This is a genomic window from Bradyrhizobium australafricanum, from assembly GCF_020329495.1.
Lineage (GTDB): Bacteria > Pseudomonadota > Alphaproteobacteria > Rhizobiales > Xanthobacteraceae > Bradyrhizobium > Bradyrhizobium australafricanum.
On record NZ_JAGKJL010000008.1, the window covers coordinates 116316 to 143176 of the forward strand.

Consider the following 26861-nt stretch of genomic DNA (forward strand, 5'->3'; position numbering starts at 1 on the left):
GCTCCTTCAAGCGACACAGCGCAGCAGCAACGCGGGATCGCGCGCAGGATCTATACGTAGACGGATGCCTCCCCATTCGAGCGCGTGGCGCTCGCCGGTGACAAGGTCTTCCACTGCCGAGACGGGCCGGCGGGCATCGCCACGGCCGACCATGACGTCGCCGAGCGGCAGCCAGACCTCACGCAGCTCGGCTGACAATGCAATCGCGGCCGCGATCACATTGCTCTGATCGACCGCCTCCTTGATGAAACCGATCACACCGCCGTCATCGACACTGATAAAGCGCAAATTGGCGAATTGTTGCAGGGCCGGATTGCCGCGTCTGATCCGGTTGAGAGCTGCGATATAGGGCTTGATGTTCCCCGGCTGCTCCCAGTTGCGAACCCTGATCTCGTACTTCTCGGAGTTGAGATATTCCTCGCGGCCAGGGACCGGCGTGTGCTCGAGCAATTCGAAGCCGCTGTAGATGCCATAGCTGCTTGAAAGCGTCGCGGCCAGCGCGAGACGCGACTTGAACATCCAGGATTCGCCGCTTTGCAGGTGGAAGGGCAGGACGTCCGGTGTGTTGACGAAGAAATTCGGCCGAAAGAAGTCACGCTCGGGATAGGAGGTCAACTCGCCGAGATATTGTTCGAGCTCAAAGCGCTGCGTCCGCCAGGTGAAATAGCTGTAGGACTGCGTGAAGCCGAGCTTGGCGAGGCCCTTCATCAGTTTCGGGCGCGCGAAGGCTTCCGCGAGGAACAGCACGTCCGCGTCGCGGTCCCGCACCTCGCGGATCAGCCACTCCCAGAACGCCAGCGGCTTGGTGTGCGGATTGTCGACCCGGAAGATCCTGACGCCCTGTTCGACCCAGAACAGCACGACGTCGCGCAGCGCGCGCCACAGGGCGCCGGCGTCTTCGGACCCGAAATCCGGATTGACGACATCCTCCCAGCGCTGCGGTGGATGCTCGGCCGTGCGCATCGATCCGTCCGGGCGCCGCTTGAACCACTCTGGATGCTCGGTCAGCCAGGGATGATCGGGGGAGCACTGCACGGCGAAATCGAGCGCGACCTCGAGGCCATGCGCCTGGCATGCCGCCACGAAGGCGCTGAAGTCGTCGAGCGTGCCGAGTTCCGGATGCACGGCGTCGTGGCCGCCCTCGGCTGCGCCGATCGCATAAGGGCTGCCGGGATCGCCCGCCTGCGCGATCGCGGCATTGTTGCGGCCCTTGCGGTGCTGCCGGCCGATCGGATGGATCGGCGCGAGCAGGACGACGTCAAAGCCCATCGCGGCGATGTCGGGAAGCCGCGCGATGCAGTCGTTGAAGGTTGCATGCATGCCCGGTGTCTTGCCCTGGCTGCGCGGAAACATCTGGTACCATGCGCCGCTGCGCGCCCGCGGGCGATCCGCGGTCAGCGGGTAGAGCTGCGATCGCATCAGATCGCGGCGAAACTGGCTGCCGGCCATCGCCTCCCGCAATTCGGGCGCGAGCAGCGCACCTGGTTCGCCGGTCTGCAGAAAGATTTCGCACTGCCTGATGATGACGGCCGCCGCCGACGGGCTGCCGGCCTGCGCCTGGGTCAGCATGCCCGCGCCTTCGAGCGCGTCCAGCGTCTGATCGCTGCCGTCGCGCGGCTTCTGCTCGAAGCGATGCCGCCAGCTGGCGAATTCATCGGTCCAGGCCTCGATCGCGAAGCCGTAGCGGCCGGGCCGGTCGGGCACGAAAGCGCCGCCCCAGCGGTCATCGCTGTGCGCCGTCATCGGCGCGACCTGCCATTCGCTGTCGCCCTCGCGCCGCCACACCAATGCCGCCGATATCACGTCATGTCCGGCACGGTAGATGTCGGCCCACACCTCGACAGGTTCGCCCACAATGCGCTTGACCGGAAAGCGGCCGCCATCAACCGACGGATAGACATCGGTGATATGAAAAGTGCCATGGGCACTCTCGACAGGCCGGAGGGTTTTGTTCACGGTGATGCCGCCATTAAAAATGCAAATGACGTCCCGGCGCCGGGAAGGAGGCGCGCCAGACCCATATAGAAAGCCGCTCGCCGGACAATGGTTCCCGGTGGGAACGCCGGATAGGGTAGAGCGTTGAACATCAACTATCCCTTTCCCGTATCTGTACAATTTAGCAACGATCCACCAACCGTTGCGAGCAGGCAGCGTGCCGAATGGACCTTTACGCCAAAGCCCAGACCCTGGGAATCCAGACCGAGTATATCGATGGCAGCGGTCACCGCCGTGTGACAACCCCCGAGGCGCTCACGGCGATCCTCGACGCGCTGCCGCCGCAGGCGCCCCGTCGGATCATCGCCGATCCCGTGGTGGTCAGAGGCGGCCAGGCTGCGCAAACGCAGTTCTCGGAGGCTGCCCGGCTTCCGGTGCAATGGAAGCTTGCGAATGGCACCGGGGTGCTCGCGCAGGGCGAGGCGCGTGAGCGCAGTGTGACGTGGCCGTCCGGTCTGCCCGAAGGCGTGCATCGGCTGCAACTGTCGGACGCATCGGGCGCCAGCGAGGAGCTGCCACTGCTGGTGGCGCCGCACGGCGCCTTCGGCGGCGAGTTCGACCGCTGCTGGGTGATCGCGGTGCAACTCTACGGCGTGCGGTCAGCGCGCAATTGGGGCATCGGCGACTTCACCGACCTGCAGCACCTGCTCGAATTCGCAAACCGGCTCGGCGCCGACGGCGTCGGGCTCAATCCGCTGCATGCGCTGTTCGACGATCGGCCCGGCGATTGCAGCCCGTACTCGCCGAATAGCCGGTTGTTCCTCAATGCGCTCTACATCGACGTCGAGCAGATTCCCGAATTCCGCGTCGATGCCGAGACCAAGACCGCGCTGGCAGCGCTCCGCAGCGACGACATGGTCGACTATGTCGGCGTCGCGGCGCAGAAATGGCCCGCGTTGCGCGCGGCGTTCGCGGCCTTCAAGTCCAACCCGGGCCTCGGCCGCTGGCAGGATTTCGAGGCCTATCGCAACGAGCAGGGCACGCTGCTGTCGCGCTTCGCCTGCTTCGAGGTGATGCGGCACAAATTCAACACGCCGTGGTGGGAATGGCCGGACGAATGGCGGCAGCCGAGCGATGCAGCTTGTGCCAAATTGCGCCGCTCGCGCGACTCTGCCGCCGAGGTCGAGTTCGTCGAATTCGTGCAATGGACCGCAGACCGTCAACTCGGCGCCTGCCAGGCGCTTGCGCACAGGCTCGGCATGCGGGTCGGGCTTTATCTCGACGTCGCCGTCGGCGTGCAGTCGGACGGGTTCGACGCCTGGAATGAGCAGATCGCGATCTCGCGCCATCTCGGCGTCGGCGCGCCGCCTGACCCGCTCAACACGGCGGGCCAGGACTGGGGGCTTGCCGGCTTCAACGCCGCGGGCCTTGAACAGCGCTCGTTCGAGCCGTTCAGGCAGATGCTGCGCGCCTCGATGCACCACGCCGGCGCAATCAGGCTCGACCACGCGTTCGGGCTGAAGCGGCTCTATCTGGTGCCGCGCGGCTTCGGCCCGGCCAATGGCGCCTATGTGCTGATGCCGTTCGAGGCGCTGCTAGCGGCGACCGCGCAGGAGAGCGTGGCGAGCCGCTGCGTCGTGATAGGCGAGGACCTCGGCACCGTACCTCCCGGGTTCCGCGAGCAGATGAACGGCTGGGGCATCTGGTCCTATCTTGTGATGATGTTCGAGACCGACGACCGGGGCGTCTTCCGCAACGCCGACTACTATTTGCCGGATGCGCTGGTGACCTTCAACACCCACGACCTCTCGACCTATGCGGGCTGGCGCTCGTTCAGCGACCTCAAGACCAAGCGTGCGCTCGGGATCGATCCCGGCGAGACCGACGAGGGGCGCTGGCACGCGCTCGGCCAGCTCGACGACGTGCTGCGCCGGCACGATATCCACGCGAACGATTTCTATTCGGTGGCGAGCTTCCTGGCGCGGACGCGGTCGCGGATGATGGCGGTATCGATGGAGGACCTGCTCGGCATTGTCGAGCAGCCGAACATCCCCGGCACCGTCTACGAGCATCCGAACTGGAAGCGGCGGCTCCCGGTCTCGATCGAGCATCTCGCGTCGGCGATCAACGTCGACGCGCTCAAGCGCGCGACCCGCGAGCGCTCGCACACCGGGTAACGCGGAGCGTAGCGCGTGGCCTCTCGTATCGAAGACTATGGACTGATCGGAGATTGCGAGACCGCCGCGCTGGTTGGACGCGACGGCTCGATCGACTGGCTGTGTTGGCCCGCGTTCGATTCTGACCCCTGCTTCGCGGCGCTGCTTGGCACGTCGAGGAACGGTCGCTGGCTGCTGGCGCCCACAGGGGAGATCAAGCAGACCTCGCGGCGCTACTGGGACGATACGCTGATCCTGGAGACCCGGTTCGAGGCCGAAGGCGGCGCGGTCGCGCTGATCGACTTCATGCCGCCGCGCGGCAACGCCTCCGATGTGGTCCGCCTCGTTCGCGGCGTCAGCGGCCGCGTCAAGATGCGCATGGAGCTGGTGATCCGCTTCGGCTTCGGCGTCGATGTCCCCTGGGTGCGGAAGAATCCGGATGGCGACGGGCTTCTGGCGATCAGCGGGCAGGATATGACCGTGCTGCGCACACCGGTTGAAACCCGCGGCAAGGATCTGACCACGATCGCCGATTTCGAGGTCGGCGAAGGCGACACCGTGCCGTTCGTCCTGACCTATGGACCGTCCTATCATCCGGTGCCGGAGGCGATCGACCCTGAGGCTGCGCTGAAGGACACCGAGGAATACTGGCGGGAATGGTGCAGCCGTTCGACCTATGACGGCAGCTATCAACGCGCCCTCGTGATGCGCTCGCTGATCACGCTGAAGGCGCTGACCTTCAGGCCGACCGGCGGCATCGTCGCGGCACCCACCACGTCGTTGCCGGAAAAGCTCGGCGGCGCGCGCAATTGGGACTACCGGTTCTGCTGGCTGCGCGACGCCACCTTTACGCTGCTGGCCCTGATGAACTCCGGCTACACCGAGGAAGCGGCAGCCTGGCACAACTGGCTGCTGCGGGCCGCCGCCGGCGCGCCGGCCAATATGCAGATCATGTACGGCATCCTGGGCCAGCGGCGCCTCTTGGAATGGGAGGCAGGGTGGCTGTCCGGCTATGAAGGGGCGCAGCCGGTACGCGCCGGCAATGCCGCGCACGCGCAACTTCAGCTCGACGTCTATGGCGAGCTGATCGACGCCTTCCATCAGTCCCGCATGGCCAAGCTGAAGCTCGACGAAGAGAACTGGTCGCTCGAGTGCACCGTCGTCACCCATCTCGCCGATGTCTGGGATCAGCCGGATCACGGCATCTGGGAACGCCGCGGCACTCCCAGACACTACGTGTTCTCCAAGGTGATGTGCTGGGTCGCCTTCGACCGCGCCATCAAGAGCGCGGAGCGGTTCGGCTTCAAGGGGCCGCTGGTCAAATGGCGGGTGCTGCGCGAGGCCATTCATCGCGACGTCTGCCAACGCGGCTTCGATCCCGGCCTCAACAGTTTCGTCGAGAGCTATGGCTCACAGTTGCTCGACGCCAGCCTGCTGCTGCTGCCGTCGGTCGGCTTCCTGCCGTCGGGCGATCCGCGCATCCGCGGAACAATCGACGCGGTCGAGCGGCACATGATGCGAGACGGGTTCGTGCTGCGGCACGATCCGCGCGAGGTGTTCGATGAAGTCCAGCCGATCGAGGGCGCGTTCCTGGCCTGCAGCCTGTGGCTTGCCGACGCTCATGTGCTGGCAGGAGATGTCGACAAGGCGCAGACCATGTTCGACCGCGTGGTGGCGGTCGCCAACGATCTCGGATTGCTGGCGGAGGAGTTTGACTCCGGCGCCGGCCGGCAGACCGGCAACTTCCCGCAGGCGCTGACCCATATCGCGTTGATCAACACCGCGCACAATCTCAGCGCCGCCAGGGCCGACGCCGAGAAGCCCGCGGTGCAGCGTTCGACTTAAACCACCGCGGCGATGCCGCCCTCCGTCTTCCGCTTGCGGGACTGCCGCAGGTCCGCGCTGCCAAAATATCGAAAACAACCCCATGCAAAGGAGCCGGCAGCTGCCGGCACTCGACCGGGCAACTTGACACGTCGGGCAAATCAGGAATATATTTCCAATATTCCGAAATCGTGCGAGTGTGATCGGCCCGCCTCAGGAACCGCGGATTGGTCGGGTGACAGATCTCGCCGTGACAAATGGCTGCGTGATCAGCGTGACGCGATCACATGATCAATTTGACTCGATTGCGATGTAGCGGACTGTAACGGCGATCACGCTGCGGCCCGCGCTCGATCACGCGTGGGGCGATCGTCCGAATGCTTCAGCGAAGCTGCAACACCGTGTCCATCGCGCGTGCGAAACCGTCGTGCTCGTTGGATTCGGTGACATGCGTGGCGCGCGCCTTCACGTCATCGCTGGCATTGCCCATCGCGAAGGAGACGCCGCTTCGCGCGAACATCGGCAGATCGTTCTGCATGTCGCCGATCGTGGCGACGTTCTCCAGCGGCACGCCAAGGCGCTTTGCGATGCCCTCGACGAAGGTGCCCTTGTCGTGGCCGGGCGGGGTGACGTCGAGATAGTAGGTCTGCGAGCGGACCGCGGTGGCATCGCGGCCGACCATCTGCTGCATCTCCGCCTCGCAGCGTTGCAGCAGGGCCGCATCCGAGCTCGCGCCGACGATCTTGCAGGCCTGATCGAGATAGGGCGTGAAATCGCCGACGATGGTCGGATCATGCTTGATCGTGTGCTGCTCGTGGGCGGTGTACTCGCCGTCAGGGTTGCGCGTCAGCCAGCGATCGTTGGTAAACAGCCAGATATCGACGTCGCGCTCGCGCAGCATGTCGATGCAGCGTTTTGCGACCGCGGCCGGGATCAAATGCTGCTCGAGGGGCTTGAGCTGCGGATCGACGATCGAAGAGCCGTTGAAGGCGCCGATCGGCTGTGTGATCGCAAGCGGCGCAACCAGAAAGCCCATCCCGATCGTCGGCCGGCTGGAGACGATGGTGAAGCCGATGCCGGCCTCGTGCAGCCTGCGCACTGCCGCCCTGGCGCCGTCGGTCAAGGTCTTGTCCTTGGTGAGCAGCGTGCCGTCGACATCGGATACGACAAGGGCGATGCGGGTCATGTGCGGTCCAGCTTCAGTTGATTGACGATGTCTTCGACGATGGTTTCGACCGGACGGTCGATCGCAACCGTGATCGGGCGTTCTTCGGGGGTGGGCGGCTCCAGCGTCTTGAACTGGCTGGCGAGCAGCCGCGGCGGCATGAAATGGCCCTTGCGCGCGCCGAGCCGCGTGGCGATCAGCTCCTGCGAGCCGTCGAGGAAGACGATGCGGATATCGTCGCGGCCATGCACCAGGATGTCGCGATAGGCGCGCTTCAGCGCGGAGCAGGCGATGACGGCGCGTTCGCGGACGCCGCAGGTGCGGTCGATCTCGTCGGCGATCGCGCGCAGCCAGGGCCAGCGATCCTCGTCGGTGAGCGGCTGGCCGGAATGCATCTTGGCGACATTGCTTGGCGGATGAAAACTGTCGCCGTCCTCGAAGCGCCAGCCGATCCTGATCGCCAGGCGGTCGGCGATGGTGCTCTTGCCCGAACCCGACACGCCCATCACGACCAATGCGCAGGGGTTTTGTCCGTCACCCACGAAAGTCCTCCGGCAGCGCGGCCTGATCGATCAGCCAGACGGTCTCGCCCAGCGATCGCGCGCGGTTTGCCGGCAGGTTCTCGCCTGCGAACAGGCGCGTCAAGATCGCGCGCTTGTTCTCGCCCGCCACCTCGAACAGCATCTCGCGGCAGGAGGCGAGGGCGGGCAGGGTCAGCGACACGCGCGGTACGAACGGCTCGACATTGGCCTTCGGCACGCCGACCACCCAGCGCTGCGTTTCCTCGACCGCGGGATAACCCGGAAACAGCGACGCGGTATGGCCGTCGGGGCCGATGCCCATCAGCACCAGGTCGAACAGCGGCCGCTTCGGATCGAGCTGTTCGGCGCCGTAGAATGCCATCAGCTCGTTCTCGTATAGCGCCGCGCTGACGTCGGGATCCCTGAGATCGGCGGTGTCGGTCGCGATCGGATGGACATTCGCGGCCGGTGCACAGCGGTCGAGGAAGGCCTGGCGCGCCATGCTCATGTTGTGCAGCTTGTCCTTGCGCGGCACCAGTCGCTCGTCGCCGATGAACCAGTCGACGCGGTCCCACGGAATCCTCGCGCGATAGTCGGGCGTCGCCAGCAGCTGGTAGAGCGCCTTGGGGCTGGAGCCGCCGGTGAGGCACACGGCGATCCGGCCGCTGTTCTGCTCGATCCTGGCGATCACCCGCTCGGCGGCCGCCTGCGCCAGTGCCGCCGGATCGGCGACCGTGATGATCTGGCGCTTGCCGGTCGCGGTCATGTCAGCCCAGCTTCCGCCAGCTGCGGCCGTCGCGCGTCAGCAGCGCATTGGCGGCCTCCGGGCCTTCGCTGCCGGCCTTGTAGGGTTGCAGGCCACGGCCGCCGGCGCTCTTCCAGGCGTCGATGAAGGGCTGCACCGCCTGCCATCCGGCCTCGACGCTGTCGGCGCGCTGGAACAGCAGATTGTCGCCGATCATGCAGTCATAGATCAGCGTCTCGTAGCCGGTCGACGGCTCGGCCTTGAAGTAATCCTTGTAGCGGAACTTCATCTCGACGCCGTCGATGTTGATGGTCGGGCCGGGTACCTTGGTGTTGAACTGCAGCTCGATGCCCTCGGTCGGCTCAGTGGAGATGACGAGGTAGTTCTGCGACAGGCGATCGACCGACGTGTCGCGGAACATAGCGAACGGCGCCTGCTTGAACTTGATCGCGATCTCGGTGCGCTTGGTGGTCAGCGCCTTGCCGGTGCGCAGGTAGAACGGCACGCCGGCCCAGCGCCAATTGTCGATGGTCAGCTTCAGCGCGGCATAGGTCTCGGTCGAGCTGTCGGGCCTGACGTCGGGCGTCTTGAGAAAGTCCTCGATCTCGGTGTCGCCGATCCGGCCGGCGCGATACTGGCCGCGCACCGAATTGTGCAGCGCCTCCTGTTCGCTCTGGGTCTGGATCGCGCTCAGCACCTCGGCCTTTTCGGAGCGCACCGCGTGGGCGTCGAACCGCGCCGGCGGCTCCATCGTCACCAGCGACAGCAGCTGGAACAGATGGTTCGGCACCATGTCGCGCAGTGCGCCGGTGGCGTCGTAGAAGCTGCCGCGATGACCGACGCCGAGCTTCTCGTCCACGGTGATCTGGATGTGGTCGATGTGGTTGCGGTTCCAGATCGGCTCGAACATGCCGTTGGCGAAGCGCAGCACCAGGATGTTCTGGACGGTTTCCTTGCCGAGATAGTGATCGATCCGGTAGATCTGGTGCTCGTCCATCAGCTTCAGCAGCGCTGAATTCAGCGCCTTGGCCGATGCCAGATCGGTGCCGAACGGCTTCTCCACGATCAGCCGGCGCCAGGCGCCGTTCTCCTCCAGCATGCCGGTGCGCCCGAGCTGCTGGCTGATCGGCAGGAACGCTCGCGGCGGGGTCGCGAGATAGAACAGCCGGTTGCCTCCGGTGCCGCGCGCCGTCTCGAGCTTGTCGAGCCGTTCGTTCATGGCGTCGAAGGAGGGCGGATCGCTCGGATCGGCCTCGATCGAGGTGACGCATTCGAACAGCCGCGTGACGACCGCCTCATCGAGCGGCCGGGTCGCGAATTTGCGCAGCCCTTGCATCAGGCTGTCCTTCATCTGGTCGCTCGACATGCCCTTACGGGCGATGCCGACGACGCAGAATTTGTCCGGCAGCAGATTGCCGGCGGCGAGATTGTAGAGTGCCGGGATGACCAGCCGGTGCGTCAGATCACCGGTGGCGCCGAAGATGATGAAGGAGCAAGGATCGGGTTTCTTCTGCACGTGACCTTCCGCGGTTTTATTAGGTTTTTTTCGGCGGCTCCTTGTGGCCGCCGAAACCTGCGCGCATCGCCGAGAGGATCTTCTCCGCGAAGGTGTGATCCTTGCGCGAGCGGAAGCGCGTGTAGAGTGCGGCCGTGAGCACCTCGGCCGGCACGGCTTCGTCGACCGCGGCATTGACGGTCCAGCGGCCTTCGCCGGAATCCTCGACAAAGCCGGAATAGTTGTCGAGCGTGTGGTTCTGCGCCAGTGCCGATGCGGTGAGGTCGAGCAGCCAGGACGGGATCACGCTGCCGCGCCGCCAGACTTCCGCGATGTCGGCGATGTCGAGGTCGAAGCGATGCTCCGGCGGCAGCGCCTCGATATTGGCGTTCTTCAGGATGTCGAAGCCTTCGGCATAGGCCTGCATGAGGCCGTATTCGATGCCGTTATGGATCATCTTGACGAAATGCCCTGCGCCGATCGGACCGGCGTGGATGTAGCCTTGCTCGATGCGCGGATCGCGGCCCTCGCGGCCGGAGGTGCGCGGAATGTCGCCGATGCCGGGCGCCAGCGTCTTGAAGATCGGGTCGAGCCGGTCGACCACCTTCTTGTCGCCGCCGATCATCATGCAGTAGCCGCGCTCGATGCCCCAGATGCCGCCGCTGGTGCCGACATCGACGTAATGCAGCCCGCGCTCCCTGAGCGCCTTGCCGCGGCGGACGTCGTCCTGCCAGAAGGTGTTGCCGCCATCGATGATGACGTCGCCTGGCTGCATCAGCTTCGACAGCGCCTCGATGGTGGCTTCGGTGATCTTGCCGGCCGGCAGCATCACCCAGGCGGTGCGCGGCGCCTCCAGCTTGAGGACGAAATCCTCCAGCGACGAGGACCCGGTCGCATTGTCGGCGACGAGGGCCGTGACGGCCTTTGGATCCTTGTCGTAGACCACGGTGGTATGGCCCTGGGTCATCAGGCGGCGGACGATGTTGCCGCCCATCCGTCCGAGGCCGATCATGCCGAGTTGCATCCCTCGCCTCCGTCAGTTCAGTGCAGCCGAGATCGCGGCATCGAGCGCCGCGAGCCCGGAGCTGAGATCGCCCTTGAGATGCACGCGCAGCGCCCGCCGGCCGCGCTCGGTGAGCACGTCGAAATCGCCGCGCGCCTGCGCCGCCTTGATCACGCCGAAGCTCGCCTTCTGGCCGGGCACCGGCAGGTCCGCTGTATCGTCGGTCGTGACCTGCAGGAACACGCCGCTGTCGGGCCCGCCCTTGTAGGCCTGTCCGGTCGAATGCAGGAAGCGCGGACCGAACTCGGCACAGGTCGCAAGGTGTCTTGCGTCGCGTACCTTCAGCCGCATCGCCTGCATGGCGTCGATGGTGTCGCCGTCGCGCTCGATATAGGCGAGCAGGGCGACATAGTCGCCGCGGCCGGAGCGCGAGAGGTGCGCCTTGATCCAGGAGTTAAGATCGCCGTTCGCACCGGCCTTGCGCAGCTCCTCGGCGTTCTGCGCGTCGGTGTAGAGATCAACCCCGTCCGCCGACACCACCGGCTGTTCGGCCGGCAGCGACCCGGTCTTCTCGAACGCTGCCGTCAGTTCGCGGGTCTTGATCTTGGCGGCTTCGACGTCGGGCTGGTTGAACGGGTTGATGCCGAGGATCGAGCCGGCGACCGCGGTCGCGATCTCGAAGCGGAAGAACTCCTGGCCGATATGGTCGATCGACTTCATCACGATCCGAATCACGGGATGGCCGGCGGCCTCGAGCGCCGCGAGTTTGGCCTGATGCGCGGCGTCGTTCTCGCCATCGGTGCGCAGATCGATGAAGAACCGGTCGTTGCCGTAGACCGCGGCGTCGCCAATCGTCTCGCCCTCGATCGGGATCAGGCCCTTGCCGTCCTTGCCGGTCGATTCCGCGATCAGCTGCTCGGCCCAGGCGCCGAAATCGGCAACGTCCGGCGACGCGAAGATCGTCACCTTGTCGCGGCCTTCGAGCCCGGCGATGCCCATCGCGAGCCCGAGCTGTACGCCCGGGTTCTCCTGCGGCGGCACGTCGGCACCGCAGGAGCGCACCATGGCGAGCGTATGGCCGAGCAGGCTGCGGACGTCGATGCCGGCAGCGGCCGCCGGCACCAGACCGAACTGCGACAGCACCGAATAGCGGCCGCCGATCGCAGGGTCGCCGTAGAAGATCCGGGCAAAGCCCTGCTTGATCGCGACCTTCTGCAGCGACGAGCCCGGATCGGTCACCGCGATGAAGCGGTGGCCGGCCTTGTCCTTGCCGATCGCCTTCGCCACCCGATCGAAGAAATAGTCCTTCATCACGTTCGGCTCGGTGGTGCCGCCGGATTTGGAGGAGACGATGAACAGCGTCCTTGCGATGTCGACATACTCCTCCATCGCGCGCACCTGGGCCGGATCGGTGGAATCGAGCACGTGCAGCCGCGGGAAACCGGACCGGTGCGGGAAGGTCTGGGCCAGGACCTCCGGCCCGAGGCTCGACCCGCCCATGCCGAGCACGACGGCATCGGTGAAGTTCTGCCCCTTCACGCGCTGGGCGAAGTCCTCATAGTCGGCGACGTTCGCGGTGGCCGCGCTGGTGAGCCAGCCCAGCCATTTGTCCTCGTCGTCGCCGGTCCAGACCGATTTGTCCTTGTGCCAGAGCCTTCGGATCCGGGCGGAGGCGCGCCATTCCTCGGTGCTCTTCTCGACCGCCTTCTCGATGGTGGCGCCGAGCGCGAGCTTCTGGCGGTCGATGCCGCCGCCGAGCGAGGTGGCGCGCTTGTGGGCGACCGCGCCGTAGAGCTTGTCGGCCGCGTCGGCGAACAGCTTGACGCCGTCCCTGACCAGCTCATCGGTGATCGCATCGAGCGAGATGCCGGACTTCTCCAGCTCCTCCAGCACATGGCGGGCATCCTCGACATTCTCCTCGAGGCTGTCGCGGACCTTGCCGTGGTCGCGGAAGGCATCGAGCGTCGCCGGCGGCACGGTGTTGACGGTGTCGGGGCCGATCAGCTCCTCGACATAGAGTACGTCGCTGTAGTCCTTGTTCTTGGTGCCGGTCGAAGCCCACAACAGCCGCTGCGGCTTGGCGCCCTTGGCCGCCAGCTTGTCCCAGCGGTTGCCCGCGAACAGCCGCTTGTAGTCCTGATAGGCGAGCTTGGCATTGGCGATCGCGACCTTGCCCTTCAGGGCCGCGAGCCGCTCCTTTTCGTGCGGATCGTTGGCCTTGGCGATCTTCTCGTCGAGCTGCTTGTCGACGGAGGTGTCGATGCGGCTGACGAAGAAGCTCGCGACGCTCGCGACATGGGAGGGATCGCCGCCCTTGCCGACGTATTTCTCCAGGCCCTTGAGATAGGCCTCGGCGACCTGGCGATAGACCTTCTGCGAGAACAGCAGCGTGATGTTGATGCTGATGCCTTCGCCGATCAGGTACTCGATCGCCGGCAGGCCCTCGGGCGTCGCCGGTACCTTGACCATCAGGTTCTTGCGGTGGACGTCCTTCCAGAGCCGTTCGGCTTCCGCGATCGTGCCCTTGGTGTCCATCGCGAGATAGGGCGACACCTCGAGGCTGACGAAGCCGTCGCCGCCGTGGCTCTGGTCGTAGACCGGGCGCAGCACGTCGGCGGCGTGCTGGATGTCCTCGACCGCGAGGTGCTCGAACAGGTCGGCGACCGAGCGGTCGCCGTTCTTGAGGGCCTTGCCGATCGCCCCGTCATATTCGTCCGAGCTGCCGATCGCCTTCTCGAAGATCGAGGGGTTGGACGTCACGCCTTTGACGCCGTCGGTCTCGATCAGCCGCTTCAGGTCGCCGTCGGCGACGAAGCCGCGGGCGAGGAAGTCCAGCCAGACGGCCTGGCGGTGATTTTCGAGTGCTTTGACGGGGTTCATGGGTGCCTGTTCTCGTTCGATCGAGGGTCGATTTTTGGGTTCCCGGGCAGCTTTCGGGGGCGGAGGGGGATTGTCAACATGGCGGGAGCCCCGGGCGGAATATCAGCATTTCCAAGGGATAACGCCATTCACAACAGTTCGATCCGCTCGGACGCAGGTGGGAGCAGACCCCCATCTCAGCACATTTTTATGACGCGTTGCGGCGCAGGACCGCGCGTCAGGGGCGCAGGTAGAGGTAACCCTGGGATTGCAGCTCGGCGAGGCGGACCACCCCGCCGCGCTCGGCGGCAACGAAGCCGGGGAGCAAGTCGGCGAGGCCGATGTTCTGCGATTTCGAGGCCGATGTTCTGCGATTTCATGGTGTTGCCGCAGGCGGCGAACTCGATCCCATCCTTGGTGAACCGCGCGACACGTTTTGACAGCTCGGGATTGGCGGCTGCTGCATGAAACGCCTTCAGCGCCCGGCCGTGTACCACCAGCGCAATCGTCACATTGCCGGGGCCGCCGACGCCGTCGAGATGGTTCTGGATGTTGCCGATCACGAAATTGACCTTGTCGAGGTCATCGAGGTGATAGACCACTTTCAGCTTTTGCGGCGGTGCTTCGGTGGCGGCGCCGGCCCGGGACGCTGCCAAGACGGCGCCGATCGCTGAAAGCGTGCCCCAGAGGATGCTGCGTCGGCGCATGGCGTCTCTCGCGCAATTATTGTTGATCCAGTGTTGTCCCTTTGGGCAAACCTATCATTTGTGGCGGAGCGCGGCGAGTTCCTTGCGGTCGGTCACAAGTTCGGCGCATTCGCCCAAGTCCGCGCGATCGACGCGAAAGATCTTGTCGTCGGCGCCGGCGAACAGCGCTTCGCCCGCATCGTCGTCGGGCTTGTTGCGATTCCACACCATGATGCGGCCAAGGCGCGCAATCGCGGATTTATTGTCCTTGGACAACGCCACGGTGATACCGCCGCCCTCGCAATCCACGCCGCATTCGAAGCGTATTTCGTGGCCGGATTCGGCCGCGATGGCATGATTGCAGTAGCCGCTGGAGTCGAAATTGCCAGGGCGGTGGCGATACGCGACGCCGAGCCGGAATGAATAGTTGGTGGCCTTGTCCTCCGGAGCGTCTTCCGCTGACACCAGCAGCTTCATCGCGCTGACCTTCTGCTTCGGATGCTGCGCCAGATGATTTGCATCGTAGCGCCGCACGAAGCAGGCATAGGCTTTCGCGCCGGGCGGGCCCGCGAACATCCTGTTGTCGAAGGCGGCCGCCGCGGCCTTGTCGACGCCTTCCTGCGCCTGAACGGCTAACGGCGCGCCGGTCCAGGCGGCGGCTGCGAGTGCGACAACAAGGAGCGCCTGCTTCATGACCGGCTCGGGAATAGCCAGCGCCTCCAAGGTGTCATCTTAGAGCGCGGCAATGGTGCCGCGCGGAACTGCGCGGGCTCGTTGCCTTAGTCGCGGCGACAAGGAGGCACGTTCAACGGCGGCTGAACGTTTGTTCATGAGAGTCTATGACGCGTGCATCTTGACGCCACGGCTGAACGGTCACACTTTTTCAGGGAAGCCCAACGTCCATCGCCGGACGGGAAGTTGCCCGCTCGGATGTCCGCTTCGGAGGCCTGGGCCCCGGTAAACCACGGATGTGGCGAGGGGGTTACAGCCACCAAAAACAAGGGGATATTGATGAACCATTAAGCTTCCTGCCTGTTGATAAGGCAGAGGCTGCACGCGCCGTGCATTGCCGAACTGAGTCGGTCGAGTGTCCAATGGACCCAGCGTGCCGACGCTGATTCGATCCTAGGACGCTCTTGTTACGACTCGTGTCAGTCGTGCGGCGATACATATCGTGGAGAGAGGGATCATGTACAACGATTCTTTGTTCAACGCCTTCGCAAGGTCGTTTGAAGCGCGAAGCCAGACCGACATGTCGATGGCCGAGTATTTGGAGTCGTGTCGAAGTGATCCGATGCGATATGCAAATGCGGCCGAGCGGTTATTGGCGGCAATCGGTGAGCCCCAGATGATCGACACGGCCAAGGACCCACGCCTTGGCCGTATCTTTTTGAACCGTACGATCAGGTCGTATCCGGCCTTCGCCGGCTTCTACGGAATGGAGGACACGATCGAGCGCCTCGTCGGCTTCTTCCGTCACGCCGCGCAGGGCCTCGAAGAGCGCAAGCAGATCCTCTATCTGCTCGGGCCGGTCGGCGGCGGCAAGTCATCGCTCGCCGAGCGCATCAAGGCGCTGATGGAGATTCATCCGATCTACGTGCTGAAGGCGGGCGACGAGCTGTCGCCGGTGTTCGAGAGCCCGCTTGGGCTGTTTGATCCCGAGACGCTTGGCCCGATGATCGAGGAGAAGTACGGCATTCCGCGCCGCCGGCTGAGCGGGCTGATGTCGCCCTGGGCCTATAAGCGGCTCGAAGCCTTCGGTGGCGACATCTCGCAATTCCGCGTCGCGCGCATCCAGCCTTCAAGGCTGCGCCAGATCGCGGTTGCCAAGACCGAGCCCGGTGACGAGAACAACCAGGACATCTCCTCGCTGGTCGGCAAGGTCGACATCCGCAAGCTCGAGACCTACGCCCAGAACGATCCCGACGCCTACAGCTATTCCGGCGGCCTCAACCGCGCCAACCAGGGCGTGCTCGAGTTCGTCGAAATGTTCAAGGCACCGATCAAGATGCTGCACCCGCTGCTGACCGCGACGCAGGAGGGTAACTACATCGGCACCGAGAACATCGGCGCGATTCCGTTCACCGGCATTATCCTCGCGCACTCGAACGAAGCCGAGTGGCAGAGCTTCAAGACCAACAAGAACAACGAGGCCTTCATCGACCGCATCTGCGTCATCAAGGTCCCGTACGTCCTGCGGGTCACCGAGGAGCAGAAGATCTACGAGAAGCTGATCCAGGGCTCCGAGCTTGCCGCAGCACCTTGCGCTCCGGCGACGCTGGAGACGATGGCGCGCTTCTCGGTGATGTCGCGGCTGCGCAAGCACGAGAACTCGACGCTGTTTGGCAAGATGCGGGTCTATGACGGCGAGAGCCTCAAGGAATCCGATCCGAAGGCGCGCAGCGTTCAGGAGTACAAGGACGCGGCCGGCGTCGACGAGGGCATGGACGGCGTCTCCACCCGCTTTGCCTTCAAGGTGCTCGCCTCGACCTTCAACCATGACACCACCGAAGTCGGCGCCGATGCGGTGCACCTGATGTATGTGCTGGAGCAGGCGATCCGCCGCGAACAGCTGCCTGACGAGACCGAGAAGCGCTATCTCGAATTCATCAAGGCCGACCTCGCGCCGCGTTATGCCGAGTTCATCGGCAACGAGATCCAGAAGGCCTATCTGGAATCCTACGCCGACTACGGTCAGAACCTGTTCGACCGCTATGTCGACTACGCCGACGCCTGGATCGAAGATCAGGACTTCAAGGATCCCGACACCGGCCAGCTGATGAACCGCGAGCTCCTGAACCAGGAGCTGACCAAGATCGAGAAGCCGGCCGGCATCGCCAACCCGAAGGACTTCCGCAACGAGGTCGTCAAGTTCTCGCTGCGCTCGCGGGCGCACAATGGCGGCAAGAACCCGAGCTGGACCTCCTACGAAAAGGTTCGCGACGTGATCGAGAAGCGGATATTCTCACAGGTCGAGGATCTGCTTCCGGTCATCTCGTTCGGCTCCAAGAAGGACGGCGAGACCGAGAAGAAGCACGGCGAGTTCGTCGAGCGGATGGTGGAGCGCGGCTATACCGAGCGCCAGGTCCGCCGGCTCGTCGAGTGGTACATGCGGGTGAAGCAGGCCGGCTAATGCGCGATCCGGGAAGCCGGCACCGGCTTTCCGTTTCGTCTCGTCCTGTCCAATAAAATGCGATGCGACTGTCATGATCGCATCCGGTGAGGCAGATGCAACGTGGTCATGCATATCGTCGATCGGCGGTTGAATCCGGGTAGCAAGAGCCTGGAGAACCGCCAGCGCTTCCTGCGGCGCGCCAAGGCGCTGGTGCAGGGGGCCGTCAAGAAGTCGTCACAGGACCGGGACATCAAGGATGTCCTGGAAGGTGGCGAAGTGACAATCCCGCTGGACGGCATGGACGAGCCGCGGTTCCGGCGCGAGGGCGGCACGCGTGACATGGTGCTGCCCGGCAACAAGAAGTTCGTCGAGGGCGACTGGCTGCAGCGCCCGAACCAAAGCGGCGCCAAGGGCTCCGGCGCAGGCGAGGGCGACAGCGAGGACGCCTTCCGCTTCGTGCTCAGCCGCGACGAATTCGTCGATCTCTTCCTCGACGACCTCGAACTGCCCGATCTTGCCAAGCGCAAGCTCGCGGAAACCGAAAGCGAAGGTATTCAACGCGCCGGCTATGCGACCTCCGGCTCGCCCGCCAACATCTCGATCAGCCGCACGGTGAGCCGGGCGCTGGCGCGGCGCGTGGCACTGCGCCGGCCGCGCAAGGACGACATCGAGGCGCTCGAGGCGGAGCTTGCCGAATGCGATGACGATGCGCGGCGCCGCGAGCTGCTGGCGCTGCTCGAAGCGCTGAAGGCCAAGGCCAAGCGGATCCCGTTCATCGATCCGATCGACATCCGCTATCGCCGCTTCGAGACGGTGCCGAAGCCGGTGGCGCAGGCCGTGATGTTCTGCCTGATGGACGTATCGGGCTCGATGTCCGAGCACATGAAGGATCTGGCGAAGCGGTTCTATATGCTGCTCTACGTGTTCCTGAAGCGGCGCTACAAGCACGTCGAGATCGTGTTCATCCGCCATACCGACCGCGCCGAGGAGGTCGACGAGGACACCTTCTTCCACGGACCGGCTTCCGGCGGCACGCTGGTGTCGAGCGCGCTGGTCGCGATGAACGATATCGTCCGCACCCGCTTCCGTCCGGCCGACTGGAACATCTACGCCGCCCAGGCCTCGGACGGCGACAACATGACCTCCGACAGCGCGCTGACCGGTCACCTCCTGACCGACAAGATCCTGCCGGTCTGCCAGTTCTTCGCCTATCTCGAGGTCGGCGAAGCCGCCAACTACACCTTCGACATGCCGGACTCCTCGCTCTGGACGCTCTATGAGCGTCTGCGCAACGAGGGCGCGCCGCTGTCGATGCGCAAGGTGAGCGAGCGCGGCGAGATCTTCCCGGTGTTCCAGGACCTGTTCAAGCGCCGCAGCAAGCAGGAAAGGGTGTAGCGTGATGGGTTCTTCCGGGGAGCGGCTGTTCGAGGGCGCCGATTGGGATTTCCAGATCTTGCAGCGGGTCCACGACGCCTGCGAGAAAATCGCGCGCACCGAGCTCGGGCTCGACGTCTATCCCAACCAGATCGAGGTGATCACCGCCGAGCAGATGCTCGACGCCTATTCCTCGGTCGGCATGCCGCTGTTCTACAAGCACTGGTCGTTCGGCAAGCAGTTCGCGTTCCAGGAAGCGTCCTATCGCAAGGGCCTGATGGGCCTCGCCTATGAGATCGTGATCAATTCCTCGCCGTGCATCTCCTATCTGATGGAGGAGAACACGGCGACGATGCAGACGCTGGTGATCGCGCACGCGGCGTTCGGGCACAATCACTTCTTCAAGAACAACTATCTGTTCAAGCAGTGGACCGATGCCGACGGCATTCTCGACTATCTGGAATTCGCCAAGGGCTACATCGCGGTCTGCGAGGACCGCCACGGCCGCGAGACGGTGGAGCGGACGCTCGATGCCGCGCATGCGCTGATGTCGCATGGCGTCGACCGCTATCCCGGAAAGAAGACGCTCGATTTGCGTGCCGAGGAGAAACGGGCCGGCGAGCGCCGGCAGCACGAGGAAAGCGTGTTCAACGATTTGTGGCGGACGGTGCCGAACACCAAGGCCAAGAGCAAGGCTACGCTCACGGCCGAGCGCCGCCGCGCGCTGCTCGGCTTGCCGCAGGAGAACATCCTCTATTTCCTCGAGAAGACCGCGCCGCGGCTTGCACCCTGGCAGCGCGAGCTGATCCGCATCGTCCGCCACATCGCGCAGTATTTCTACCCGCAGGGCCAGACCAAGGTGATGAACGAGGGCACCGCGACCTACGTCCATTACCGCATCATGAGCCGGCTGCATCAGCAGGGCCGGCTCACCGACGGCAATTTCCTCGAATTCCTGCAGTCGCACACCAATGTGGTGTTCCAGCCCGAATTCGACGACCGCCGCTATTCCGGCTTCAATCCCTACGCGCTCGGCTTCGCCATGATGCAGGACATCGAGCGGATTGTGAAAAATCCGGAGGACGAGGACCGCGAGTGGTTCCCCGACATCGCCGGCAAGGGCGACGTCGAGGGCGTGCTGCGCGAGATCTGGAGCAACTACCGCGACGAGAGCTTCATCAACCAGTTCCTCAGCCCGGCGCTGATCCGGCGCTTCCGCATGTTCCATTTGCACGACGACCCCGCGGAAAGCCAGGGGATCAAGGTCGACGCGATCCACGACGAGCGCGGCTACCGCCGGGTCCGCCGCGAGCTGGCGCGGCAATACGACGTCGGCTTCGTCGACGCCAATATCGAGGTCGTGGATGTCGATCTCGACGGCGATCGCCGCCTGATGCTGCGCCACACCACCGTGAAGGGCGCGCAACTCAACGAGACCGACGCGCGGCGCGTGCTGCAACACCTCGCCGATCTGTGGTCCTACGACGTCGCGCTGACCGAAATCGACGGCACCGACAAGGTGCTGAAGGAATACGTCGTCAGCCCGCGCGCGGCTGCGGTCGCGGCGTGAGGATCACGCTCTCGCGATAATGAGCGCGGCGCGCACCGCCGCGCGGAATGCGAGTCTTGCTCGGTGAACCTTCATGTCTATCGAAGGCTCACATCATGAACATGCCGGCAACATTCCGACTTTGAAAGCGCATGGCGTTCTATGCGCGAGCGCGATTGCCGGCATGCGGAAATCTCGCGAGACGTTCTTGGTGATTGCCTGCGCGGACGCGATGGATAATGTGCGCCGCGTCAAGAAAACCAAGAAAAGGATATGCTCTTGTCAACTCGCACTTGCCTGGCGGGCTTTCTCGCCTTCACCGCGCTCACGGCCTCCTTGATCTCGCCGTCCGTGGCAGCCGACACCGCGATCAAAATAGGAAACACCGCGCCCTATAGCGGCCCGGCGTCGGCCTACGGCACCATCGCGCGTGCCGAAGCCGCATATTTCCAGATGCTCAACGATCAGGGCGGCATCAACGGCCGCAAGATTGACTTCGAGAGTCTCGACGACGCCTATTCGCCGTCGAAGACCGTCGAGCAGACCCGCAAGCTCGTCGAGCAGGACGAGGTGCTCGCGATCTTCAGCGCGGTCGGCACCGCGCCGAACATCTCGGTGCAGAAGTACCTCAACATCAAGCGCGTGCCGCAGCTGTTCGTGTCCTCCGGCGCGACGCGCTGGAACGATCCAAAGCAGTTCCCGTGGACGGTCGGTTTCAATCCGACATACGAGCTCGAAGGCCGGCTCTACGCAAAATACATCCTGAAGACCAAGCCGGATGCGAAGATCGCCGTCATCACGCCGAACGAGGACGCCGGCAAGGACTATCTGAGGGGTTTCAAGGACGGGCTCGGCGAGCATATCGGCCAGATCGTCGCCGAGACCACGTATCTCACGACCGATCCCACCATCGATTCCCAGATGGTGACGATGCGCGAGTCCGGCGCGGACGTCTTCTTCGCGGAGGCGACGCCGAAATTCGCGGCCCAGGCGCTGCGCAAGGCGGCGAGCATGGGCTGGAAGCCGCTGACCATCCTGCCGACCGTCTCCAATTCCGTCTCCGCGGTGCTTGAACCGGCCGGCCTCGAGAACGTCATCGGCGTCGTGACCGGCCTCTATCTGAAGGATCCGACCGATCCGCGCTGGACCGACGATCCCGCGCAGAAGGAGTTTGCGGACTGGATGAAGAAGTACCAGCCGAATGCGAGCCCGGGCGACCTCTTCAACGTGCAGGGCTACACGGTGGCGCAGGTCATGACGGCGGTGCTGAAGAACTGCAACGGCGATTACAGCCGCGCTAACATCATCAAGCAGGCGACCAATCTGAAGGCGCTCGAATTGCCGATGCTGTTGCCCGGCATCAAGGTACAGACCGAGCCCGACAATGTGACGCCGATCCGGCAAATCCAGATGGCGCGGTTCGACGGCAAGTCCTGGGCGCTGTTCGGCGACGTCTTGAGCGACAAGTAGCCGTCACCAACTCGCTGTCGTCCCTGCCTAGTGCGCAATTGCGCACGGGAGCAGGGACGACACGGAGTGTGCTGCCACTGCTCAGCGCAGGCTGGCGTTGATCTTGTCCAGCACGGCCGAGCCGGGGCAGAGCGCCTGCTCGTCCAGCGTGTTGAGCGGCGTCTCGACGGTGTCGAGATGGGTGTGCAGATCCTCGGCATCCGGATCGACATAGAGCAGGCCAGTGACGATCTGGCCCTTGGCCGCGTGCTTCTGCAGGAAGGTCATCGCGCCCAGACGATCATGCGGATCGTAGTCGGCGTCGAGCTTGCGCAGCGCCAGCCTGGAGCCGTCATGCTGCTCGACCACCTGCACGGTGCCCGGCGCATAGTCGACGCTGATCGGATCGCGGCCGACCAGCACGTCGAGGCGGTTCACCGCGTCATTGTGCTCGCGGACATAGTCGAAACTCTTGGTCGAGCCGGCGTGGTTGTTGAAGGCGATGCAGGGGCTGATCACGTCGATGAAGGACGCCCCTTTGTGACGGATCGCGGCCGCGATCAGCGGCACCAGCTGGGTCTTGTCGCCGGAGAAGCTGCGCGCCACGAAGGTGGCGCCGAGTTGCAGCGCGATCGCGACCAGGTCGATCGCATTGTCGGTATTGGTGACGCCCTTTTTCGATTTCGAGCCGCGGTCGGCGGTGGCCGAGAACTGGCCCTTGGTCAGACCGTACACGCCGTTGTTCTCGACGATGTAGGTCATGTTGACGGCGCGCCGGATCGAATGCGCGAACTGGCCGAAGCCGATCGAGGCGGAATCGCCGTCGCCGGAGACGCCGAGATAGATCAGGTCGCGGTTGGCGAGGTTGGCACCGGTCAGTACCGACGGCATGCGGCCGTGCACCGAGTTGAAGCCGTGCGAATTGCCGAGGAAATAGTCCGGCGTCTTCGACGAGCAGCCGATGCCGGAAATCTTCGCCACCCGGTGCGGCTCGATCGAGAGCTCGTAGCAGGCCTCGATGATCGAGGCGGTGATCGAATCGTGGCCGCAGCCGGCGCACAGCGTCGAGATCTTCCCCTCGTAGTCGCGGTGGGTATAGCCCAGCTCGTTCTTCTTCAGGCTGGGATGATGAAACTTCGGCTTTGCAATGTAGGTCATGTCACGGCCTTGCGGAGAGGGGTCACCTTGAGGTGGTCCTGATGGTCGCCGATGGCGCCCGCGATGAAGCGCGCGGTGATCGGCGTGCCGTCATAGTGCAGGATCGGCACCAGCCTGACGGGGTCGATGCCGTTCTCGTTGACGATCAGCTGGCGAAGCTGGGCGTCGCGGTTCTGCTCGACCACGTAGACGAAGTCGTGATCGGCGATGAAGCTCGCGACGCTGGAGTGGAACGGGAAGGCGCGGATGCGCATGCGGTCGAGCTGGTGGCCGCGCGCCTCCAGGATCCCGATCGCCTCGTCCATCGCGGGCGAGGTCGAGCCGAAATAGATCACGCCGTATTTGGTGGGCTTGGCCGCATTGGCCTGCAGCGGCCGCGGCACCATGTCCTGCGCGGTCTCGAACTTGCGCACCAGGCGCTGCATGTTGTCGGCGTAGACCGCGCCTTCCTCGGAATAGCGCGCGTAGCGGTCGCGCGAGGTGCCGCGGGTGAAGTAGGAACCCTTGGTCGGATGCGTGCCGGGATAGGTGCGATAGGGGATGCCGTCGCCATCGACGTCGAGATAGCGGCCGAAGTCGCGGCCTTCCTCCAGCATCTCCGCCGTCATCACCTTGCCGCGGTCGTATTGCTTCGCGTCATCCCACTTCAGCGGACGGCACAGCCGGTGGTTCATGCCGATGTCGAGATCGAGCATCAGGAAGATCGTGGTCTGCAGCCGTTCGGCGAGGTCGAAGGCGGCCGCGGCGAACTCGAACGCCTCCGCCGGATCCTCCGGGAACAGCAGCACGTGCTTGGTATCGCCATGCGAGGCATAGGCGCAGGTGATGACGTCGCATTGCTGGGTGCGGGTCGGCATGCCCGTCGAGGGGCCGGCGCGCTGGATGTTCATGATCACGGCCGGGATCTCGGCGAAATAGGACAGCCCGATGAACTCGGTCATCAGCGAAATGCCCGGACCCGAGGTCGCGGTGAAGGCCCGCGCGCCGTTCCAGGACGCGCCGATCACGATGCCGATCGAGGCGAGTTCGTCCTCGCCCTGCACGATCGCATATTTCGCCTTGCCGGTCTCGGGATCGTGGCGGTACTTCTTGCAGTGGCTGGTGAAGGCCTCCGCCACCGACGATGACGGCGTGATCGGATACCAGGCGCACACGGTGGCGCCGCCATAGACGGCGCCGAGCGCGGCCGCGCTGTTGCCTTCGACGAAGATGCGGTCGCCGACCTTGTCGGACTTTTTCACCCGCAGCCCGAGTGGGCATTTCAGGTTCTGCAGCGCCCAGTCGCGGCCGAGATGCAGCGCATGGACGTTCGAGGAGAGCAGCTTCTCCTTGCCCTTGTACTGCTCGCCGATCAGCTGCTCGACCAGCTTGGGATCGAGGTCGAGCAGGGCGCAGAGCGCGCCGAGATAGATGATGTTCTTGAACAGCTGGCGCTGCCTGGGATCGGTGTAGGTCGAGTTGGTGATCGCGGTCAGCGGCACGCCGATGACGGTGATGTCCTCGCGGAATTTCGACGACGGCATCGGCTTGGTCGAATCGTAGAACAGATAGCCGCCGGGCTCGATCGAGGCGACGTCCTTGTCCCAGGTCTGCGGGTTCATCGCCACCATCAAGTCGACGCCGCCGCGGGCGCCGAGATGGCCGTCCTCGGTGACGCGCACCTCATACCAGGTCGGTAGGCCCTGGATGTTGGAGGGGAAGATGTTGCGTGGTGAGACCGGCACGCCGTGGCGCAGGATCGAACGCGCGAACAGTTCGTTGGCGGAGGCCGAGCCCGAACCGTTGACGTTGGCGAAGCGGACGACGAAGTCGTTTACGCTGCTGATCGGGCTTTGGACTGACATGTTGATCCCGCTTGAACCATATCGATGAGATACTTCTGCATGTCCCAGGCGCCGGTCGGGCAGCGCTCGGCACACAGCCCGCAATGCAGGCAGACGTCTTCGTCCTTCACCATGACGCGGCCGGTCTTGAGGTCGCCGGAGACGTAGAGCGCCTGGTCGTGATGCGGCGAGGGCGCTTTCAGCCGCTGCCGCAAATCATCCTCCTCACCGTTCTCGGTGAAGCTGATGCAGTCCATCGGACAGATGTCGACGCAGGCGTCGCATTCGATGCACAGCGGCGCGGAAAACACCGTCTGCACGTCGCAATTCAGGCAGCGCTGCGCCTCGCCGAGCGCGAGCTTGAGGTCGTAACCGAGCTCGACCTCGGCGCGGATGTCCTTCAGCGCGACCACCTTGTCGCGATGCGGCACCTTGAAGCGCTTGTCGGCGGAGATGTCGTTGTCGTAGCTCCACTCGTGGATGCCCATCTTCTGCGAGGAGACGTTCACCTCGGGCAGCGGGCGCTCGTTGATGTCCTCGCCGGACAGCAATCGGTGAATGGAAAGCGCGGCGTCGTGGCCATGCGCCACCGCCCAGATGATGTTCTTCGGCCCGAACGCCGCATCGCCGCCGAAGAACACCTTCGGATTGGTCGAGACGAACGTCTTGGGATCGACCTTCGGCATGTGCCACTTGTCGAATTCGATGCCGCAATCGGCTTCGATCCAGGGGAACGCGTTCTCCTGGCCGACCGCAACGAGCACATCGTCGCAGGGCACGGTCTCGTCAGGCTCGCCCGAGGGCACCAGATTGCGGCGGCCCGTGGCGTCGTACTCCGCCTTCACCTTCTGGAAGGTAACGCCGATCAGCTTGCCGGCCACATGCTTGAACGCCACCGGCACCATGTAGTTCAGGATCGGGATGTCCTCGTGAAGCGCGTCTTCCTTCTCCCACGGCGAGGCCTTCATTTCCTCGAAGCCGGAGCGGACAATCACCTTGACGCTTTCGCCGCCAAGGCGGCGCGCGGTGCGGCAGCAATCCATCGCCGTGTTGCCGCCGCCGAGCACGATGACGCGGCGGCCGATCTTGTCGACGTGGCCGAACGACACGTTGGCCAGCCACTCGATGCCGATATGGATGTTGGCGGCGCCCTCCTTGCGGCCGGGGATGTCGAGCTCGCGGCCCCGCGGCGCGCCAGAGCCGACAAAGACCGCGTCATAGTTCTCGGTGAGCAGCTGCTTCAGGCTGTCGACGCGCTGACCACCCCTGAACTCGACACCGAGGTTCAGGATGTAGTCGGTCTCCTCGTCGATCACGCTGTCGGGCAGGCGGAATTTCGGAATCTGGCTGCGCATCATGCCGCCGGCCTTGGGATCGCCGTCGAACACGGTGCAGTGATAGCCGAGCGGCGCGAGATCGCGCGCCACGGTGAGCGAGGCAGGGCCGCCGCCGACCAGCGCGATGCGCTTGCCGTTCTTCGGCCCGGGCTTCGGCAGCCGGTGCTTGATGTCGTCCTTGAAGTCGGCCGCGACGCGCTTCAGGCGGCAGATCGCGACCGGATTGTCCTCGACCCGGCCGCGGCGGCATGCCGGCTCGCATGGACGGTCGCAGGTGCGCCCGAGAATGCCGGGGAACACGTTGGACTTCCAATTGATCATGTAGGCGTCGCTGTAACGCCCCTCAGCAATCAACCGGATGTACTCGGGAACAGGGGTGTGTGCGGGACAGGCCCATTGGCAATCGACTACTTTGTGGAAGTAATCAGGCGCCGAGATATCAGTCGGTTTCATTCCTACCTTTGACCCGCGCGAAAATGCCAGACCCGCGCGGCCTTATCGTTGACGACGAACGCTCACGTGGCGTTGTTCTGGTTTTTGAATTGGATCATAGGCTTATCTTATTAGAGCCGTTCCAGAGAAGGCAAAGGCTAAATTGTCCGATCATCAGCTTTCGCGCGGCTGATGCGCGTGTAGCGTTAATCTCGATTGCGTTATGTGGCAGTGC

17 protein-coding genes and 1 pseudogene are annotated in these 26861 nt (G+C 64.4%); 6 read left to right on the forward strand and 12 right to left on the reverse strand.

What is annotated here, in order from left to right; all coding sequences use genetic code 11:
- Positions 1–6: 6 nt before the first annotated feature.
- The gene (locus J6525_RS10005; protein ID WP_225644024.1) at positions 7–1956 is read right to left on the reverse strand and encodes an alpha-1,4-glucan--maltose-1-phosphate maltosyltransferase; all 1950 of its coding nucleotides are present in this window, start codon (positions 1954–1956) and stop codon (positions 7–9) included.
- A 203-nt stretch (positions 1957–2159) separates the two neighbouring features.
- Between J6525_RS10005 and malQ the strand changes: the two genes are divergently transcribed.
- A complete protein-coding gene (gene malQ / locus J6525_RS10010; protein WP_225644026.1) occupies positions 2160–4112 on the forward strand; it encodes a 4-alpha-glucanotransferase in 1953 nt (650 codons plus the stop codon).
- Positions 4113–4127: 15 nt separating this feature from the next.
- A complete protein-coding gene (locus J6525_RS10015) occupies positions 4128–5936 on the forward strand; it encodes a glycoside hydrolase family 15 protein (protein ID WP_225644028.1) in 1809 nt (602 codons plus the stop codon).
- 361 nt (positions 5937–6297) lie between these two features.
- On the opposite strand, the gene J6525_RS10020 is transcribed toward J6525_RS10015, so the two are convergent.
- The 8 genes and pseudogenes from J6525_RS10020 to J6525_RS10055 form a co-directional block, all read right to left on the reverse strand.
- Complete coding sequence (locus J6525_RS10020) at positions 6298–7101, reverse strand: Cof-type HAD-IIB family hydrolase (RefSeq protein WP_225644030.1); 804 nt, start codon at positions 7099–7101, stop codon at positions 6298–6300.
- Positions 7098–7586 carry a gluconokinase gene (locus J6525_RS10025; protein ID WP_249795983.1) on the reverse strand — a complete coding sequence of 163 codons (489 nt, stop codon included), beginning with the start codon at positions 7584–7586 and terminating at the stop codon, positions 7098–7100. The genes J6525_RS10020 and J6525_RS10025 overlap by 4 nt, the downstream gene beginning before the upstream one ends.
- A 28-nt stretch (positions 7587–7614) precedes the next feature.
- On the reverse strand, positions 7615–8367 hold the full coding sequence (gene pgl / locus J6525_RS10030; protein WP_225644034.1) for a 6-phosphogluconolactonase: 753 nt from the start codon (positions 8365–8367) through the stop codon (positions 7615–7617).
- Between the two features lies 1 nt (position 8368).
- Complete coding sequence (gene zwf / locus J6525_RS10035) at positions 8369–9862, reverse strand: glucose-6-phosphate dehydrogenase (RefSeq protein ID WP_225644036.1); 1494 nt, start codon at positions 9860–9862, stop codon at positions 8369–8371.
- 19 nt (positions 9863–9881) lie between these two features.
- Positions 9882–10865, reverse strand: a complete 984-nt coding sequence (gene gnd / locus J6525_RS10040; RefSeq protein WP_225644037.1) for a phosphogluconate dehydrogenase (NAD(+)-dependent, decarboxylating) — start codon at positions 10863–10865, stop codon at positions 9882–9884.
- Between the two features lie 12 nt (positions 10866–10877).
- On the reverse strand, positions 10878–13724 hold the full coding sequence (locus J6525_RS10045) for a bifunctional transaldolase/phosoglucose isomerase (RefSeq protein WP_225644039.1): 2847 nt from the start codon (positions 13722–13724) through the stop codon (positions 10878–10880).
- A 217-nt stretch (positions 13725–13941) separates the two neighbouring features.
- Positions 13942–14410, reverse strand: a pseudogene (locus tag J6525_RS10050) (DsrE family protein).
- A gap of 54 nt (positions 14411–14464) precedes the next feature.
- Positions 14465–15082: a hypothetical protein gene (locus J6525_RS10055; RefSeq protein WP_092085785.1), complete on the reverse strand. Its 618-nt coding sequence runs from the start codon at positions 15080–15082 to the stop codon at positions 14465–14467.
- Between the two features lie 496 nt (positions 15083–15578).
- Between J6525_RS10055 and J6525_RS10060 the strand changes: the two genes are divergently transcribed.
- The 4 genes from J6525_RS10060 (at position 15579) to J6525_RS10075 (ending at position 21897) form a co-directional block, all read left to right on the forward strand.
- Complete coding sequence (locus J6525_RS10060; RefSeq protein WP_038382967.1) at positions 15579–17522, forward strand: PrkA family serine protein kinase; 1944 nt, start codon at positions 15579–15581, stop codon at positions 17520–17522.
- Positions 17523–17630: 108 nt separating this feature from the next.
- Complete coding sequence (locus J6525_RS10065; protein ID WP_076823957.1) at positions 17631–18899, forward strand: YeaH/YhbH family protein; 1269 nt, start codon at positions 17631–17633, stop codon at positions 18897–18899.
- A 4-nt stretch (positions 18900–18903) separates the two neighbouring features.
- Positions 18904–20448 (forward strand): SpoVR family protein, encoded by a 1545-nt coding sequence (locus tag J6525_RS10070; RefSeq protein WP_092085700.1) that lies wholly within the window; start codon positions 18904–18906, stop codon positions 20446–20448.
- 252 nt (positions 20449–20700) lie between these two features.
- A complete protein-coding gene (locus J6525_RS10075; RefSeq protein ID WP_225644041.1) occupies positions 20701–21897 on the forward strand; it encodes an ABC transporter substrate-binding protein in 1197 nt (398 codons plus the stop codon).
- Between the two features lie 81 nt (positions 21898–21978).
- Here the strand turns inward: J6525_RS10075 and J6525_RS10080 are convergent, their stop codons facing one another.
- From J6525_RS10080 to J6525_RS10090, 3 genes are read right to left on the reverse strand one after another with little or no spacing between them, the layout of a single operon-like run.
- Positions 21979–23034: a 2-oxoacid:ferredoxin oxidoreductase subunit beta gene (locus tag J6525_RS10080; protein WP_038382970.1), complete on the reverse strand. Its 1056-nt coding sequence runs from the start codon at positions 23032–23034 to the stop codon at positions 21979–21981.
- Positions 23031–24878, reverse strand: a complete 1848-nt coding sequence (locus J6525_RS10085) for a 2-oxoacid:acceptor oxidoreductase subunit alpha (RefSeq protein WP_225644042.1) — start codon at positions 24876–24878, stop codon at positions 23031–23033. Before J6525_RS10085 ends, J6525_RS10080 begins: the two co-directional genes overlap by 4 nt.
- On the reverse strand, positions 24848–26647 hold the full coding sequence (locus J6525_RS10090; protein WP_225644044.1) for an FAD-dependent oxidoreductase: 1800 nt from the start codon (positions 26645–26647) through the stop codon (positions 24848–24850). The genes J6525_RS10085 and J6525_RS10090 overlap by 31 nt, the downstream gene beginning before the upstream one ends.
- Positions 26648–26861: the final 214 nt, after the last annotated feature.

Excerpts from the sequence above, each read along its gene's own strand:
- malQ (WP_225644026.1), top strand. The coding sequence starts at position 2,160 with ATGGACCTTTACGCCAAAGCCCAGACCCTGGGAATCCAGACCGAGTAT.
- J6525_RS10020 (WP_225644030.1), bottom strand. The coding sequence starts at position 7,101 with ATGACCCGCATCGCCCTTGTCGTATCCGATGTCGACGGCACGCTGCTC.
- J6525_RS10025 (WP_249795983.1), bottom strand. The coding sequence starts at position 7,586 with ATGGGCGTGTCGGGTTCGGGCAAGAGCACCATCGCCGACCGCCTGGCG.
- pgl (WP_225644034.1), bottom strand. The coding sequence starts at position 8,367 with ATGACCGCGACCGGCAAGCGCCAGATCATCACGGTCGCCGATCCGGCG.
- gnd (WP_225644037.1), bottom strand. The coding sequence starts at position 10,865 with ATGCAACTCGGCATGATCGGCCTCGGACGGATGGGCGGCAACATCGTC.
- J6525_RS10045 (WP_225644039.1), bottom strand. The coding sequence starts at position 13,724 with ATGAACCCCGTCAAAGCACTCGAAAATCACCGCCAGGCCGTCTGGCTG.
- J6525_RS10055 (WP_092085785.1), bottom strand. The coding sequence starts at position 15,082 with ATGAAGCAGGCGCTCCTTGTTGTCGCACTCGCAGCCGCCGCCTGGACC.
- J6525_RS10060 (WP_038382967.1), top strand. The coding sequence starts at position 15,579 with ATGTACAACGATTCTTTGTTCAACGCCTTCGCAAGGTCGTTTGAAGCG.
- J6525_RS10065 (WP_076823957.1), top strand. The coding sequence starts at position 17,631 with ATGCATATCGTCGATCGGCGGTTGAATCCGGGTAGCAAGAGCCTGGAG.
- J6525_RS10070 (WP_092085700.1), top strand. The coding sequence starts at position 18,904 with ATGGGTTCTTCCGGGGAGCGGCTGTTCGAGGGCGCCGATTGGGATTTC.
- J6525_RS10075 (WP_225644041.1), top strand. The coding sequence starts at position 20,701 with ATGCTCTTGTCAACTCGCACTTGCCTGGCGGGCTTTCTCGCCTTCACC.
- J6525_RS10080 (WP_038382970.1), bottom strand. The coding sequence starts at position 23,034 with ATGACCTACATTGCAAAGCCGAAGTTTCATCATCCCAGCCTGAAGAAG.
- J6525_RS10085 (WP_225644042.1), bottom strand. The coding sequence starts at position 24,878 with ATGTCAGTCCAAAGCCCGATCAGCAGCGTAAACGACTTCGTCGTCCGC.
- J6525_RS10090 (WP_225644044.1), bottom strand. The coding sequence starts at position 26,647 with ATGAAACCGACTGATATCTCGGCGCCTGATTACTTCCACAAAGTAGTC.